We start from the raw sequence: 15,000 nt of genomic DNA on the forward strand, positions 1-15,000 counted from the left end.
CTGTCAACAACTTTTTTCTTTCGTTCCTGACGACGCTTATTAATTTACCATATTAATCATTCGTTCGTCAACACTTTTAAAAAAAATGCCAAAATAATTTTATCTTGGCATGATATAAAGCTTAATAACCACTAATGCAGCAACACCAGGTAAACCTAATAGACTTGTGATTGTCGCTGTACCCAAGTTAATTGGAATATGAAAATCAAAATATGTTCCTACAACATTTACGATAAAGAGTAACGCTATCCCTAATGTAACATGAAAGAGCGCTTTTCCTATAAAACGTAATGGCTTAGAAGAAACACCAAAAATAAGAAAAATAAAAACTAGAGCAAGAATACCGACAATAATAATCGTAGAATTCATTTTTTTCCTCCCTATGAATGACCTATACACATTTATTTGTATGGGACAAGACAATAAAAAAGAACATTTATCATACAACTCCAGTCGTTTCATCTCATTCACCTTTATTCAGCAACACTTTCTTTATAAAAACCATTAATCACTCTTTCCAAACGAAGTGACCACAAAATACTTAAAGAATAAAATAAAAGGTTCTGCTTTTTCAGCAGAACCTTTTACCATTGTTCCATTTTTACAGGACGACGTTTTGCTTCTTTTAACAAGAAGAAATATTTCGCCTCTGCTATTTTCAAAGAACAAAGTACATCTTGAGATGGCTCCACACTTTGTTCAACCATTCTCTTCTGACGTAACCATTCATTCTTCACTTTTTCTAATAGTACAATTAGCTTATCATCATACTCTTTACGCAATTTACCCTTTTTTTGAAAGAACATTTTTGTTTCTCCTCTTATACTTCTCTACGACCTTCTAACGCTTTTGACAGTGTCACTTCATCTGCATATTCTAAATCTCCACCAACTGGCAGACCATGTGCAATACGAGTTACTTTAATACCTGTCGGCTTTAAGAGGCGGGATATATACATCGCTGTAGCTTCCCCTTCAATATTAGGGTTTGTTGCTAATATTACTTCTTGTACTGTTTCATCGTGCAGTCGCTTTAAAAGTTGCGGGATATTAATGTCTTCTGGTCCAATTCCCTCCATTGGAGAAATAGCACCACGCAACACATGATATACACCTTGATACTCTTTCATTTTTTCCATTGCGATTACATCTTTCGGTTCTTGCACAACACAAACAACCGATTGATCTCGATGTGAATCATTACAAATATAACAAGGATCACGGTCAGTAATATGTCCGCATACAGAACAATACGCTAAATCTCGCTTCGCATTCACAAGCGCTTTTGCAAAACCTAACACATCATCTTCTTTCATATCTAATACGAAAAATGCCAAGCGAACCGCCGTTTTTGGTCCGATCCCTGGCAACTTCATAAAACTATCAATTAATTTCGATATTGGTTCTGGATAATGCATATATCAGTATCCTCCTAGAACATTCCACCCGGTAAGTTCAAGCCTTTTGTAAATTTACCCATTGTAGAATTTGAAAGTTCATCAGCTTTTTTAAGTGCATCATTTGTTGCAGCTAACACTAAGTCTTGTAACATTTCGATATCTTCTGGATCTACAACTTCTTCTTTAACTTTCACTTCAAGAATTTGCTTATGACCATTTGCAATAACTGTGATCATACCGCCGCCAGCTGTACCTTCAACCGTTTTTTCGCCAAGTTCTTCTTGCGCTTTTGCCATATCTTTTTGCATCTTTTGCATTTGTTTCATCATATTATTCATATTTCCCATTCCGCCACGCATCATAATTAATTCCTCCTAATTATTATTACTCTTTTATTTCAATAAGTTCTTGCCCTACTAATTTTACTGCCTCTTCTATAAGAGGATCTTCTTTTTTCTCTGGGCTTTCTTCAGAATTCCCACCTTCACGCTGTAAAAAATCTTCACGAATTTTACCCCATTCACTTTTTGGAATGGCAATCATATTTAATCTTTTACTTAGCAATTCAAATAAAGCTTGTTCCACTGTATCCATAGCTTCTCGATTTTCGCTTGCCATTTTACAGTGAATCTCATATTGAAACGCTAAAACGTAAGTATCATCCGAAGCCGCTACTGGTTCGCTATTTTCTAATAAAACAGCAAAGGCTACTTTGTTGTATGATTTGAGTCTTCCTAACAACTCACCCCACACAGCTTTTAATTGTTCTAAATCCTGACGCTTTGCGTGCTTTAACACTTCATTTACGCGTCCAACAGGAATCTTCATGCTCCCTGTCCGCACTGGCTTTGGTGCTGCACGTGTCTCCCTGACTTCCTGCTGTACACCAGCCGGCACACCATTCTTTTTGACTTCTTCTAACTCTTTCTCCAATTGCTGCATCCTGTTCATAATCGCTTGTAAACGATCTGTGCCGTTTGCTTGCATCATAAACTGTTGACACAGTTGTACCATAACAACTTCTAAGAAAATTCGCGGATGATTTGTCCACTTCATTTCCTGTTGTCCCTTACTAAGAGTATGAATGATTTCATAGATTGCTTCCGGTTTCATTTCTTCACTTAACATCCGGAATTGCTCATCTACCATTACTCGTTCCAACATATGTTCCAGTTGTGGTGAAGTTTGATATAAAAGCATATCGCGATAATAATAAATGAAATCCTCCATAAAACGAACCGGATCTTTCCCTTTACCCATCATCTCATCTATGATACGTAATGCCCTTGATACATCATTTTCACGTATACATTCTACTAAGTTACCTAAGTATTGCTGAGAAACAGAACCTGTTACAGCTAATACATCTTCTGTCGTAACTGTTTCATCACTATAAGATATTGCCTGATCAATAAGACTAAGCGCATCACGCATACCACCTTCAGCGGCACGTGCAACAATTTGTAACGCCTCATCTTCTACTTGCGTGCCTTCATTGGTCACAACCGTCGATAATCTCTCAACAATATCATTTACTGATATTTTTCGAAATTCAAAACGCTGGCAACGTGAAATAATTGTAGGCGGTATCTTATGTGGTTCTGTTGTCGCCAAAATAAAGATGACATGTCCAGGCGGCTCTTCTAACGTTTTTAAAAGCGCATTGAAGGCACCCATAGAAAGCATGTGGACTTCATCAATAATGTATACTTTATATTCTACAGCACTTGGAGCATATTTTACTTTATCTCTAATATCTCGAATTTCATCTACACCGTTATTTGAAGCCGCATCAATTTCTAATACATCTGAAATGGATCCTTGTGTAATCCCCAAACAAGAAGGACATTCATTACAAGGTTCAGCTACCGGAGCATGTTCACAGTTAATTGCTTTTGCAAATACTTTTGCAATTGTCGTTTTTCCTGTTCCTCTCGGCCCAGAAAATAAATAAGCATGTGAAACTTTCTCTTGAAGAAGGGCATTTTGCAACGTTTTTGTCACGTGCTTTTGACCAACTACATCTTCAAACTTTTGCGGTCTCCATGTTCGGTATAACGCTTGGTATGACACGAAAATACGGCCTCCCTCAAAGGTTATTATCTCATTTATTATAACCCATTCTGTTTATAGATTCCAAAAGTTATTTTCTATACAAAAAACCCACCTTAGTTAAGGTGAGTTTTGTATACATATATAACTGCCGTGCACCTTCTGTCGATTACGTACCATAAGCGTTACTCAAGCAGTTAGCTCGGTTCAGGCACTCCTGCGGCACACGAGAAGACCCGCTTATTGCTGCTTCCTTCCGGACCTGACAAGGTTCACGGGGTCCCGTTGCGCAGGACCCAAACGTCAACACCACTTACTTAAGGCAGACCTTACAGCAACATAACCTCGAGAAGGGATTCGGCCTCGCTAGAGCGGATTGCGAGTATAGGGCACCGCTACCTCCCCGCTTAGCACGGCAAAGTTAAAACCAATATTCGGTTGCCTTCATTAAAGGCATTATCAGTATAACTTGTTTTTTTATAAAATGCAAATACGTTAATTCTCGTTGCTTTTCTCTAATTTCTTGATCGCTTTTCTTTTTTTACGAAGTTCTCTAAAAAAGTTTGTTAACAGCGTACCGCACTCTTCTTCTAATACACCAGCTACCACTTCACATTGATGATTAAAGCGTTCGTCCGTTAAAAGATTCATCAATGTCCCTGCACATCCGCCTTTCGGATCACTTGCACCATATACAACTCGCTTCACTCGCGATAAAACAATTCCACCTGCACACATCGGACAAGGCTCTAATGTTACATATAACGTCGCATCTTCTAAACGCCATGTCCCTAATTTTTTACATGCCTCATCAATTGCTAACAACTCAGCGTGAGCTATTGATCTTTGCTCAGTTTCCCTTAAATTATGAGCAACACTAATTACTTCACCATCCAATACTATAACTGCACCAATCGGTACTTCTTGTATTGCCTCTGCTTTTTTAGCCTCTCCTATTGCTAACTGCATAAAATAAATATCTTGATCGTGTTCCATACCATAGTCCTTTCATTACAAATAACGTACACTTATTTCCATTTACTACACATGGGATAACTTTTACAAATTCAATCCACCCTAAGAAAAACAGAGAGGGGATTACATATGAAGAATACTGCCTTACTCATTATCGATATGATTAATGATTTTCAATTTTCACACGGGCCCACCTTAGCCAAGAAATGCGAAATTATAACAAATCCTATTTTACAATTAAAGAAAACGATGACATCCTTCGGTTATCCCATAATTTATATTAATGACCATTATCAACTTTGGAGATCTGATATTGACCAACTCATTACCCATTGTACAAATGAGTATAGTGAAAATATCATTCATAAGATTGCTCCAAATTCTGATGATTACATTTTTATTAAACCACATTACTCTGCTTTTTATGAAACACCTTTAAATTCTTTATTAGGATATTTAAAAATAGAAAATCTAATATTAACAGGAATCGCCGGTAATATATGTATCCTCTTTACAGCTAACGATGCTCATATGAGAAATTATACACTGTATGTACCACAGGACTGTATTGCCTCTAATCATGATCAGGATAACCTGCATGCTTTAAAAATAATGGAAGCCACATTAAAAGCAACTATAGTACCGTCATCTCAAATCAAATTTAATTAATACATATATCTATTTTCTAACTTTTTATATCAAATTAACCCGCTCGCTTCCCTCTTGTGCTACAATAATTCTGTTTTGTGTTTTTAGTAGTCACGGTAAATCACTGATTGAAAGGAGGAAACAGCGTGACCGGAGTACCATTTATTACGGTTGAAGGACCAATTGGTGTTGGAAAAACTTCACTTGCGAAGGAAATTTCAACTCACATGCAACTCCACTTACTGAAAGAGATTGTTGATGAAAATCCTTTTTTAGGAAAGTTCTATGAAGACATCGACGAATGGAGTTTTCAAACAGAGATGTTCTTTCTTTGTAATAGATACAAACAATTAGAAGATATTAACATAAAGTATTTGAATCAAAGGAAGCCAGTAGTAGCAGATTATCATATATTTAAAAATTTAATTTTCGCATCACGTACATTAAAAGATTCTCAATACGACAAGTACATGCAAGTCTACCGTATCCTTACACAAGATATGCCTGTACCAAACGTTATCGTTTATTTAACAGCTAGCCTTGAAACATTACAAACACGAATTGCAATGCGCGGAAGAGAATTCGAAAAAAATATGGATCCAAATTACTTACTACAGCTCACAAAAGATTACGAAACAGCAATGGATACTTTTAAAAAGGATCATCCAGACATTCCGGTATTAAAATTTAACGGAGACGATATGGATTTTGTAAAAAATCCTGATGATTTAAACGTCATCCTATCTGCCCTTCAAAATACTCTCTTAAAGGAGTCGAAATAATAATGAATTTAAGGCAAAAATATGATATACCAAATGACGCAGTAATCACTATTGCTGGAACAGTAGGTGTCGGTAAATCAACTATGACAACTGCATTAGCTAACGCTTTAGGTTATCGCACATCATTTGAAAAGGTAGATTCGAACCCGTATTTGGACAAGTTCTATGCTGATTTCACACGCTGGAGCTTCCACTTGCAAGTGTACTTTTTAGCAGAACGATTTAAAGAACAAAAAAGAATTTTTGAATATGGTGGCGGTTTTGTTCAAGATCGCTCTATCTATGAAGACACTGGAATTTTCGCAAAAATGCATCATGAAAAAGGGACAATGACGGAAACCGATTATGAAACATACAAAGGTTTATTTGATGCTATGGTCATGACCCCTTACTTCCCTCATCCAGATTTACTAATTTACTTAGAAGGTTCTTTCGATGATATTGTTGATCGTATCCAAGAACGCGGACGTCCGATGGAACAACAAACACCAATTGAGTATTGGAAAGAGATGCATGGACGTTACGAAAACTGGATTAATAACTTTAATTCATGCCCTGTTTTACGATTAAACATTAATGAATACGATATTTTAAAAGATGGCGATTCCATTGAACCAATCATTAAAAAAATTGGCCATTTTTTAAAACAAACACGTAAACTTGTAAAATAAAAAACCCGTGCATACGCACGGGTTTTTCTATTAAATTACTTCTTTTTTGTTGGAGCAATAATTTCACTCTCAGGTTTGCCAGCGTTAATACGCTGACGAACAGTACTTGTACTAATATCGTATGTTTCAGCAATCTCTTTAACAGTCATTTCTTTCCCGTTAATCACTGCTGTTAATACTTTACCTGTACGTTTTGGAGCTGCTTCTTTCTTTACAGCTGCTTTTTCAACTTTTTTTGGTGCCTCTACTTTTGTCGCAGTTTGCTTTACACCACAAGTGCAACCACAAAGTTTACGGAATGTATCATCGCTAATAATGCGTGACACATTTGCACCACTGTTTAAAATTCTATTGTTCTTACAGACAGGACATTGTACATAATATAAAGTTTTTCCATCTAAAGGAAACGTTTGTATAATAAGATCCATGTTGACTCCTTTCATATCTATGAAGATAATCATCGGAATATGAGTGTGTAATAAGGAGAAAATCGCCTTACACCATACTTTATGATTGGTTTTAAAATAAAAACTCGTTACGTGTTGGTAACGAGTTCTCCAATCTCCACTTATATGCGCTGTTGTCAATTATATCTGGAGGAGGTAGAGGGATTCGAACCCCCGCGCGACTCTCGCCGCCTGTCGGTTTTCAAGACCGATCCCTTCAGCCAGACTTGGGTATACCTCCATATTGACATCAAATATAATATCAAAAGAAAAACAGTTAGTCAACCCTACTAAAATAAATTATGAGGAAAGGAAAATTTTACTTTCCCTCTCCTACATTACAGTACTGACAACGCTCATAATTACCAATCACTCATACCGATGAATGTTTAACTTTACTTAATAACTGTTTTTCCTCCCATATAAGGGCGAAGAACTTCTGGAATTATAATTGTACCATCTTCTTGTTGGTAGTTCTCTAAAATAGCTGCAACCGTACGGCCAATTGCAAGACCAGATCCATTTAATGTATGAACATGTTCTGGTTTTCCGTTTGGCTCACGACGGAAACGGATATTTGCACGTCTCGCTTGGAAAGCTTCAAAATTACTACAAGAAGAAATTTCACGATATGTGCCATAGCTTGGAATCCATACTTCAATATCGTATTTCTTCGCTGCTGTAAATCCTAAATCACCCGTGCACATGCTCATAACGCGATATGGCAACTCTAATAATTGTAACACGCGTTCTGCATCATTTGTTAGTTTTTCTAACTCTTCATAAGAATCTTCTGGTTTTACGAACTTCACAAGCTCTACTTTATTGAACTGATGCTGACGAATTAAACCACGTGTATCACGGCCAGCTGAACCTGCTTCAGAACGGAAGCAAGAGCTAAATGCAGCATATCTGATAGGCAATTGCTCTTTATTCAAGATTTCATCACGGTGCATATTTGTTACAGGTACTTCAGCCGTTGGGATTAAGAAGTAATCTTCACTTTCAATACGGAATGCATCTTCTTCAAACTTTGGAAGTTGTCCTGTTCCTGTCATACTTGCACGGTTTACCATATACGGAGGTAATACTTCTTCATATCCATGCTCGTCAGTATGAAGATCAAGCATAAAGCTAATTAAAGCACGCTCTAATCTTGCGCCAGCACCTTTGTAAAATACGAAGCGGCTTCCTGTTACTTTCCCAGCACGTTCAAAATCTAAAATCCTTAAATCCGTAGCAAGATCCCAATGTGGTTTTGGTTCAAAAGCAAATTCTTTCACTTCTCCCCAAGTACGCGCTACTACATTATCATCCTCTGTTTCACCAACTGGAGCAGACTCATGAGGGATATTTGGAATAGATAACATTAATCTTTCTAAATCTTCTTCAACTGTACGAAGTTCATTATCAAGATCTTTTACTTTTTCTCCAACTTCACGCATTTCTAGAATTAGAGCTTCTGCATCTTTCTTTTCGCGCTTCAATACAGAGATTTGTTGAGATACTTCATTACGTTTGCTTTTTAGTTCCTCTGTTTGAACAAGTAACTCTCTTCTTCTCGTATCCAGTTCTTCAAAGCGACCAAAATCAGTTAAATCTTCGCCTCTATGCTGTAACTTTGCCTTTACTTCTTCAAAGTTTGTACGTAAAAATTTAATATCAAGCATTATATACTCCTCCTTTTATTTTATAAAACACAAAAAACTCCCGTCCCTATATATAAAGGGACGGGAGTTTACCCGCGTTGCCACCCTAGTTGAAAGCATTACTACTTTCCTCTCAAGTAGAAATAACGGCTCTTCACCGGGAATGCTTACTAATCATAAAGATATTCCACATTCCATTCCAGGATGGATTCACAAACTGTTTCTATCGATTTCCACCAACCATCGACTCTCTATAAGAAACGACATTTGTTACTATTTCCTATCAACACGCTTATTTTATAAAATTGTTACCATCAATTTACTATAATCTTATACAAGTTGCAAGTTACTTACACAACTTTTTTCATTTTTGCTTCTTTTACCATTTCTACAAAGTATGCTGTCACACGATGATCATCCGTTAATTCTGGATGGAATGAAGCAGCTAAAAACTGATTTTGTTTTACCGCTACCATTCGATCACCATGTGTGGAAAGTACTTCAACATCATCAGCTACATTTACAACATACGGAGCACGGATAAATACACCAATAAATTCTTCTCCTACACCTTTCATTGAAAGTGTGGCTTCAAAGCTATCTTTTTGGCGCCCAAACGCATTGCGCTCAACAGTAATATCCATAGCACCAATATGTGCTTCTTCATAGCCAATAAGTGTTTTTGCAAGAAGAATCATACCTGCACATGTACCAAACATTGGTTTACCAGACTTCGCGAATGTACGAAGTGGTTCCATAAAAGCATACTTATCAATCAGACGGCGCATTGTTGTACTTTCACCGCCTGGTAAAATAAGACCATCAATCTCTTCAAGTTGCTCTATACGCTTTACAACAACAGCTTCTGCACCACTTGCTTCAACTGATTTTACATGCTCACGAACTGCACCTTGAAGGCCTAGTACACCGATTTTCACCATTTTAAAGTTCTCCTTCAATTACCATCCACGCTCTTGCATGCGTTGTTCTGGTAATAACGTTGAAATTTCGATACCTTTCATCGCATTACCTAATCCTTTAGAAAGGCTTGCAATTAGTTCGTAATCCTCATAATGAGTCGTCGCTTCAACGATTGCACGTGCAAATTTCTCTGGATTCTCTGATTTGAAGATACCAGATCCAACAAATACACCATCGGCACCAAGTTGCATCATTAACGCTGCATCTGCTGGTGTTGCTACACCACCTGCTGCAAAGTTTACAACCGGCAAACGACCAAGACGTTTAATTTCAAGTAGTACTTCATAAGGAGCACCAGTATTTTTTGCATATGTCATTAACTCATCTTCACGTAGATTTGCAACTTGACGGATTTCTGCATTGACTTGGCGCATATGACGCACTGCCTCTACAATGTTTCCTGTTCCTGGTTCACCTTTTGTACGAAGCATTGATGCACCTTCTGCAATACGACGTGCAGCTTCTCCGATATCACGGCAACCACATACAAATGGAACTGTGTAATCACGTTTATTTAAATGGTATACTTCATCAGCAGGAGTTAATACTTCACTCTCATCGATATAGTCTACCCCTAATGATTCTAATACACGTGCTTCTACAAGGTGACCGATACGGCATTTTGCCATAACCGGAATTGACACCGCACCCATAACTTCTTCAACAATTGTTGGGTCTGCCATACGAGAAACGCCACCTGCTGCACGAATATCTGCTGGTACGCGCTCTAATGCCATAACGGCAACTGCGCCTGCCTCTTCTGCAATTTTTGCTTGCTCAGCGTTAATTACGTCCATAATAACGCCGCCTTTTTGCATTTCTGCCATTCCACGTTTTACACGTTCTGTCCCTGTTACATTTGTCATGTTACAAAAACCCCCCTAGGTGAATTGCTTTTCCCCGTTAAAGGCGAAAATTAAGAATACTCTTACATTCTACCACTAACTATCAGATGCTTGTCTACTACTTTTTCATAAAGTCGGTATGAAAAATAGGAATAAGAAAAAGCCCCTACAATGAGGGGCTTTTAAAACCAACCTTTTACTGTATCAACAGCACTATTCCACATACCACTAAAGAAAGAACCGATTCCACGCATAGAACGAGTAAACCAATTCGCTTCTTCCACTGCAGATGTTGTTACAAGATCTATTTGTAATGACTTACCAGATAAAAATCCAGGATCATTCGTATCTTTTGGTGTAATTACCATTTGACCAAGTACAGCTCCCTTTTTAATAGGTGCTTCTTGTCCCTTACTTGCTTCTGTTAATTCTGTTTTATAAACATCTTTACTTCCTTTTGGCATCGGAAGTGAAACAGTTTGTTTTGTTTGAACTGCTACATCTTTATCTTTAGCATTTTCTACTCGTACTGTTTCTTGTCCTTTTACTGAAGAACCTTTTTTATATAATTGCTTCATTTCAAAATTAGCAAATCCATAATCATATAATTTCTTTGTCTCATCGAAACGTGCGTCACGAGACTTCGTTTTAATAACTACAGAAATAAAACGCATACCATCTCTTTCAATTGTACCAGTGAAACAATCCCCTGCTTCTGGAGTTGATCCTGTTTTCAAGCCATCTACACCATCATATGCCTTAGATAAACCTGGTAACATCCAGTTCCAGTTAATCATCTCAATTCGATCCGTAGTACCTTCACGGAATGTCTTTTTTGAAATTTTCGCTGTATCTAATGTTTTAGGGAAATCTTGAATAAGGTGTTGTGCTAAAATTGCTACATCTCTTGCAGCCATTTTATTTTCTTCATCTGGAGTTGTCCCCTCAGGATGCTGTCCTTTTAAATCTTTGTTCGTTAAGCCGGTAGAATTTACGAACTTGTAATTTTTTAATCCAAGTTCTTTCGACTTATCATTCATCAGTTTTACAAATTCTACTTCTTTTCCGGCAACTGCTTCAGCTAAAGCTATCGTTGCACCATTAGCAGAATAAATTGCCATTGCTTCATATAGCTCTTTTACTGTATAAGAATCACCGTTTCGTAGCGGCACATTTGATAATGAACGATCTTGCGAAATTTTATACGCATATTCAGAAACCTTAACTTTCTGATCCCATTTTAGTTTCCCTTTCGCAACAGCCTCGTTCACTAAATATTCACTCATCATCTTTGTCATACTAGCAATTGATAATAATTCATCTGCATTCTTTTGATACAAAATTTTCCCAGAATTTGCTTCAACTAAAATTGCTGCTCCTGCTTCGATGTTTAAAGCAGCTCCTGTTTCTGCTGATGCATTGCTGTATGGTAACAATATACTACAAGCTAGTGTAAACATTGTTACTAATGCAATGAATCTTTTGCAAAACATACCTTTCACTTTTGCTACCCCCAATATCTATGTACTCACATAACCGTTATTTTAACATAATCAAAAAAAAATAGACAGAGATATCAAATCTCCGTCTATTTGTATATAAGACACTATAATGAGTAGTTTGGAGCCTCTTTTGTAATTTGTACGTGATGAGGATGGCTTTCACGTAAACCAGCGCCTGACATACGAATGAATTGTGCATTCTCACGTAAGAATTCTAAATCTTGTGCTCCGCAATATCCCATACCTGCACGTAATCCACCAACCAATTGATGAACTGTATCTGCTAAAGGTCCTTTATATGGTACTCGTCCTTCAATACCTTCTGGAACAAGTTTTTTATTTCCTTCTTGGAAGTAACGATCTTTACTTCCTTTTTCCATCGCTCCGACAGAACCCATACCACGATATACTTTAAATTGACGACCTTGGTAAATTTCAGTTTCTCCAGGGCTTTCAGCAACACCAGCAAACATACTACCTAGCATGACAACGTGTGCTCCTGCTGCTAAAGCTTTAACCATATCACCGGAGTACTTAACACCACCATCAGCAATTACTGGGATGCCGTGTTTACGAGCTTCTGTTGCACAATCATAAACTGCTGTTAATTGTGGTACACCAACGCCAGCAACGACGCGTGTCGTACAAATTGAACCTGGTCCAATACCTACTTTAACTACGTTTGCACCAGCTTCAATTAATGCTTTTGTCGCTTCAGCAGTAGCAACATTTCCTGCGATAATATTTAGTGATGGATATTTCGCACGAACTTCTTTTACTTTATCGATAACACCTTGAGAATGTCCATGAGCTGTATCCAGAACGATTGCATCTACCTGTGCTTTTACTAATGCATCGATACGAGTCATAGCATCAGCTGTTACACCAACCGCTGCTCCGACTAATAAGCGTCCTTGCTTATCCTTCGCAGAATTTGGGAATTCAATTACTTTTTCAATATCTTTTATTGTAATAAGCCCTTGTAATACACCGTTGTTATCAACAAGAGGGAGTTTTTCAATTTTGTACTTTTGTAGGATCTTTTCAGCTTCTTCTAGCGTTGTACCAACCGGAGCTGTAATTAGCTGTTCTTTTGTCATTACGTCGGAAATCTTGATTGAGTAGTCTTGGATAAAACGCATATCACGGTTTGTAATAATACCAACTAATTTTCGCTCGTCTAGATTATTTACAACCGGTACACCTGAGATACGGTATTTCCCCATAAGATGTTCTGCATCATACACTTGATGTTCTGGAGTTAAAAAGAAAGGATCTGAAATAACACCACTTTCAGAACGTTTTACTTTATCAACTTGCTCGGCTTGTTGTTCAATAGACATGTTTTTATGAATAATTCCCAAACCGCCTTGACGAGCCATTGCAATAGCCATATCCGCTTCTGTTACTGTATCCATTCCTGCACTAATTAACGGGATATTTAACTGTAAGCTTTCAGATAACACTGTTTTAACACTTACTTCTCTTGGTAATACATCTGACTTTGCTGGTACAAGTAATACGTCATCAAAAGTCAAACCTTCTTTAACAAATTTAGATTCCCACATAATTGTTCCCCCCATGATACCAGAAATTATTATTAGTAGCTTATCAATTGGTTAAAATACTGTCAAGGACGTATATATATGTTAGAATTTTTAGACAATAAAAGGAGCGTAATATATGCATCAAACACATTGTACTTGGCAGCAATTAAGTTTCTTCTTTTCATCTCAAAATGTACAACGTTATCTTGCCCGTTGTTATGAAAAAACCTCCATACAAGATGCTGAAAAAAAAAGTTTCGAGAATTGTTATCCCTTTATTTATTACTTAGAACATGGGAAAAATTATTATGAATTATATAAGGTAGCCCCCTTTTCCATTCAACCAATGTTATTGTTTTATGGAATGAGCCAACTTTTTAAAGCTTGTTTATTAACCATTGATCCTAACTATCCAGAATCCACTACTGTTTTAGCTCATGGTGTTACGACTCGTAAACGGAAAAAACAGGGATATCAATTTTTAGAAGATGAGGTGAAGGTACAAAAAAACGGATTATTTACTCATGTTGCAGAACAGCTGTTTCACATGAAACACTTAGAAGCAGAGAAGTTCAACATGTTGGATTTAATGGGGAATATTCCTGAATTACAAAACTTATTTCGCTATAGTCACAGAGGGGCCACTTTATATAAAATCGTTTCAACAAATACAAATGAACTTTCTTTTTCAGTCAACATACTAGATCGACTCCATATGACTACAGAAAGATTTTCACGTTACATTGAATCAACTTGCAAGCATTTATCCTTGCAACATATCCCCGGGAAAACGAGCGAATCCAACTTGCTTTTTACAGCTCCTATCCAATCGTGGAATCCTATTTATAGTACGCCCTTATACTACGAATATCTTGCTGATACTTATTACTTACCACTTACAACTGACCCTAGAAATCCTAAACCAGTATTACCTGAACTTCTTGTTCATTATTTATTGCTCTACAATTTAAGTATGATTTCTAGATACGAAACAGATTGGTGGTATGATTTACTTGGAAGCTATGGTTCTGAGGATTACCCATTTATTTATCAATTCCTTACCATTTCTGCTCAAAAAATCCCTTACTATATTTCGGCTTTTTTACTGGCAGAGCCGGGCCTATTTCATGGGAAATAAGAAAAAAACACAAGTCAAAAGACTTGTGTTTTTAGTTGCTTGGCGACGTCCTACTCTCACAGGGACAAGGTCCCAACTACCATCGGCGCTAGAGAGCTTAACTTCCGTGTTCGGTATGGGAACGGGTGTGACCTCTCTGCCATCATCACCAAACTATGAAGGCATATTCCTTCAAAACTAGATAACATTTGCTTCATATTATATGGTTAAGTCCTCGATCTATTAGTATTCGTCAGCTCCACATGTCACCATGCTTCCACCTCGAACCTATCAACCTGATCATCTTTCAGGGATCTTACTAGCTTACGCTATGGGAAATCTCATCTTGAGGGGGGCTTCATGCTTAGATGCTTTCAGCACTTATC

Annotated in this window: 16 protein-coding genes, 1 tRNA gene, 2 rRNA genes, 1 other RNA gene and 1 other annotated feature (1 of these 21 only partly in view); of the genes, 4 read left to right on the plus strand and 16 right to left on the minus strand. The window is 37.3% G+C overall.

The annotated features are described in order from the left end of the window. Window positions 1-99 precede the first annotated feature (99 nt). From ACUN28_RS01480 to tadA, 7 genes are all read right to left on the minus strand, one after another. Window positions 100-369: a pro-sigmaK processing inhibitor BofA family protein gene (locus ACUN28_RS01480; protein ID WP_016085321.1), complete on the minus strand. Its 270-nt coding sequence runs from the start codon at window positions 367-369 to the stop codon at window positions 100-102. A 215-nt stretch (window positions 370-584) separates the two neighbouring features. Continuing rightward, window positions 585-806 (minus strand): YaaL family protein, encoded by a 222-nt coding sequence (locus ACUN28_RS01485; protein ID WP_000466020.1) that lies wholly within the window; start codon window positions 804-806, stop codon window positions 585-587. A 14-nt stretch (window positions 807-820) separates the two neighbouring features. Continuing rightward, the gene (gene recR, locus ACUN28_RS01490) at window positions 821-1,417 is read right to left on the minus strand and encodes a recombination protein RecR (protein WP_000559169.1); all 597 of its coding nucleotides are present in this window, start codon (window positions 1,415-1,417) and stop codon (window positions 821-823) included. A gap of 14 nt (window positions 1,418-1,431) precedes the next feature. Further along, on the minus strand, window positions 1,432-1,758 hold the full coding sequence (locus tag ACUN28_RS01495) for a YbaB/EbfC family nucleoid-associated protein (protein ID WP_170930109.1): 327 nt from the start codon (window positions 1,756-1,758) through the stop codon (window positions 1,432-1,434). A 25-nt stretch (window positions 1,759-1,783) separates the two neighbouring features. Next, entirely contained in the window at window positions 1,784-3,472 is a 1,689-nt protein-coding gene (gene dnaX / locus ACUN28_RS01500) for a DNA polymerase III subunit gamma/tau (protein WP_016085322.1), read from the minus strand. 130 nt (window positions 3,473-3,602) lie between these two features. Beyond that, window positions 3,603-3,867: signal recognition particle sRNA large type (gene ffs, locus ACUN28_RS01505), an RNA gene on the minus strand. Between the two features lie 79 nt (window positions 3,868-3,946). Next, window positions 3,947-4,447, minus strand: coding sequence for a tRNA adenosine(34) deaminase TadA (gene tadA, locus ACUN28_RS01510; protein ID WP_016085323.1), 501 nt, complete (start codon window positions 4,445-4,447; stop codon window positions 3,947-3,949). A gap of 108 nt (window positions 4,448-4,555) precedes the next feature. On the opposite strand from tadA, the gene ACUN28_RS01515 reads away from it, so the two are divergent. The 3 genes from ACUN28_RS01515 to ACUN28_RS01525 all read left to right on the plus strand — a co-directional run bounded on the left by ACUN28_RS01515 (window position 4,556) and on the right by ACUN28_RS01525 (window position 6,527). Beyond that, on the plus strand, window positions 4,556-5,095 hold the full coding sequence (locus tag ACUN28_RS01515) for an isochorismatase family cysteine hydrolase (RefSeq protein WP_016085324.1): 540 nt from the start codon (window positions 4,556-4,558) through the stop codon (window positions 5,093-5,095). A 125-nt stretch (window positions 5,096-5,220) separates the two neighbouring features. Next, window positions 5,221-5,856 carry a deoxynucleoside kinase gene (locus ACUN28_RS01520; RefSeq protein ID WP_016085325.1) on the plus strand — a complete coding sequence of 212 codons (636 nt, stop codon included), beginning with the start codon at window positions 5,221-5,223 and terminating at the stop codon, window positions 5,854-5,856. A 2-nt stretch (window positions 5,857-5,858) separates the two neighbouring features. Then, window positions 5,859-6,527: a deoxynucleoside kinase gene (locus tag ACUN28_RS01525; RefSeq protein ID WP_001053585.1), complete on the plus strand. Its 669-nt coding sequence runs from the start codon at window positions 5,859-5,861 to the stop codon at window positions 6,525-6,527. A gap of 35 nt (window positions 6,528-6,562) precedes the next feature. Here the strand turns inward: ACUN28_RS01525 and ACUN28_RS01530 are convergent, their stop codons facing one another. The 7 genes from ACUN28_RS01530 to guaB form a co-directional block, all read right to left on the minus strand. Next, window positions 6,563-6,955: a DUF3797 domain-containing protein gene (locus tag ACUN28_RS01530; protein ID WP_016085326.1), complete on the minus strand. Its 393-nt coding sequence runs from the start codon at window positions 6,953-6,955 to the stop codon at window positions 6,563-6,565. 166 nt (window positions 6,956-7,121) lie between these two features. After that, a tRNA-Ser gene (locus ACUN28_RS01535) sits at window positions 7,122-7,214 on the minus strand. A gap of 154 nt (window positions 7,215-7,368) precedes the next feature. Further along, complete coding sequence (gene serS, locus ACUN28_RS01540) at window positions 7,369-8,643, minus strand: serine--tRNA ligase (RefSeq protein WP_016085327.1); 1,275 nt, start codon at window positions 8,641-8,643, stop codon at window positions 7,369-7,371. Window positions 8,644-8,696: 53 nt separating this feature from the next. Further along, window positions 8,697-8,918: a binding site (T-box leader), on the minus strand. A gap of 54 nt (window positions 8,919-8,972) precedes the next feature. Further along, window positions 8,973-9,563, minus strand: coding sequence for a pyridoxal 5'-phosphate synthase glutaminase subunit PdxT (gene pdxT / locus ACUN28_RS01545; RefSeq protein WP_016085328.1), 591 nt, complete (start codon window positions 9,561-9,563; stop codon window positions 8,973-8,975). 18 nt (window positions 9,564-9,581) lie between these two features. Next, entirely contained in the window at window positions 9,582-10,469 is an 888-nt protein-coding gene (pdxS, locus tag ACUN28_RS01550; RefSeq protein ID WP_016085329.1) for a pyridoxal 5'-phosphate synthase lyase subunit PdxS, read from the minus strand. Between the two features lie 161 nt (window positions 10,470-10,630). After that, window positions 10,631-11,941: a serine hydrolase gene (locus ACUN28_RS01555; RefSeq protein ID WP_141537656.1), complete on the minus strand. Its 1,311-nt coding sequence runs from the start codon at window positions 11,939-11,941 to the stop codon at window positions 10,631-10,633. 113 nt (window positions 11,942-12,054) lie between these two features. After that, entirely contained in the window at window positions 12,055-13,518 is a 1,464-nt protein-coding gene (gene guaB, locus ACUN28_RS01560; RefSeq protein ID WP_016085331.1) for an IMP dehydrogenase, read from the minus strand. Between the two features lie 115 nt (window positions 13,519-13,633). On the opposite strand from guaB, the gene ACUN28_RS01565 reads away from it, so the two are divergent. Continuing rightward, complete coding sequence (locus ACUN28_RS01565; protein ID WP_016085332.1) at window positions 13,634-14,635, plus strand: YaaC family protein; 1,002 nt, start codon at window positions 13,634-13,636, stop codon at window positions 14,633-14,635. 37 nt (window positions 14,636-14,672) lie between these two features. Here ACUN28_RS01565 and rrf read toward each other — a convergent pair. Beyond that, a 5S ribosomal RNA gene (rrf, locus tag ACUN28_RS01570) occupies window positions 14,673-14,788 on the minus strand. Between the two features lie 49 nt (window positions 14,789-14,837). Further along, a 23S ribosomal RNA gene (locus ACUN28_RS01575) occupies window positions 14,838-15,000 on the minus strand (it continues 2,759 nt past the right edge of the window).

Source organism: Bacillus sp. WC2507, from assembly GCF_052656125.1.

Bases quoted from the DNA above. Each gene is read 5' to 3' on its own strand.
- pdxS (WP_016085329.1), bottom strand. From the start codon at position 10,469: ATGACAAATGTAACAGGGACAGAACGTGTAAAACGTGGAATGGCAGAA.
- recR (WP_000559169.1), bottom strand. From the start codon at position 1,417: ATGCATTATCCAGAACCAATATCGAAATTAATTGATAGTTTTATGAAG.
- ACUN28_RS01485 (WP_000466020.1), bottom strand. From the start codon at position 806: ATGTTCTTTCAAAAAAAGGGTAAATTGCGTAAAGAGTATGATGATAAG.
- ACUN28_RS01515 (WP_016085324.1), top strand. From the start codon at position 4,556: ATGAAGAATACTGCCTTACTCATTATCGATATGATTAATGATTTTCAA.
- ACUN28_RS01565 (WP_016085332.1), top strand. From the start codon at position 13,634: ATGCATCAAACACATTGTACTTGGCAGCAATTAAGTTTCTTCTTTTCA.
- tadA (WP_016085323.1), bottom strand. From the start codon at position 4,447: ATGGAACACGATCAAGATATTTATTTTATGCAGTTAGCAATAGGAGAG.
- ACUN28_RS01495 (WP_170930109.1), bottom strand. From the start codon at position 1,758: ATGCGTGGCGGAATGGGAAATATGAATAATATGATGAAACAAATGCAA.
- serS (WP_016085327.1), bottom strand. From the start codon at position 8,643: ATGCTTGATATTAAATTTTTACGTACAAACTTTGAAGAAGTAAAGGCA.
- ACUN28_RS01480 (WP_016085321.1), bottom strand. From the start codon at position 369: ATGAATTCTACGATTATTATTGTCGGTATTCTTGCTCTAGTTTTTATT.
- ACUN28_RS01530 (WP_016085326.1), bottom strand. From the start codon at position 6,955: ATGGATCTTATTATACAAACGTTTCCTTTAGATGGAAAAACTTTATAT.
- pdxT (WP_016085328.1), bottom strand. From the start codon at position 9,563: ATGGTGAAAATCGGTGTACTAGGCCTTCAAGGTGCAGTTCGTGAGCAT.
- ACUN28_RS01525 (WP_001053585.1), top strand. From the start codon at position 5,859: ATGAATTTAAGGCAAAAATATGATATACCAAATGACGCAGTAATCACT.
- ACUN28_RS01555 (WP_141537656.1), bottom strand. From the start codon at position 11,941: ATGTTTTGCAAAAGATTCATTGCATTAGTAACAATGTTTACACTAGCT.
- guaB (WP_016085331.1), bottom strand. From the start codon at position 13,518: ATGTGGGAATCTAAATTTGTTAAAGAAGGTTTGACTTTTGATGACGTA.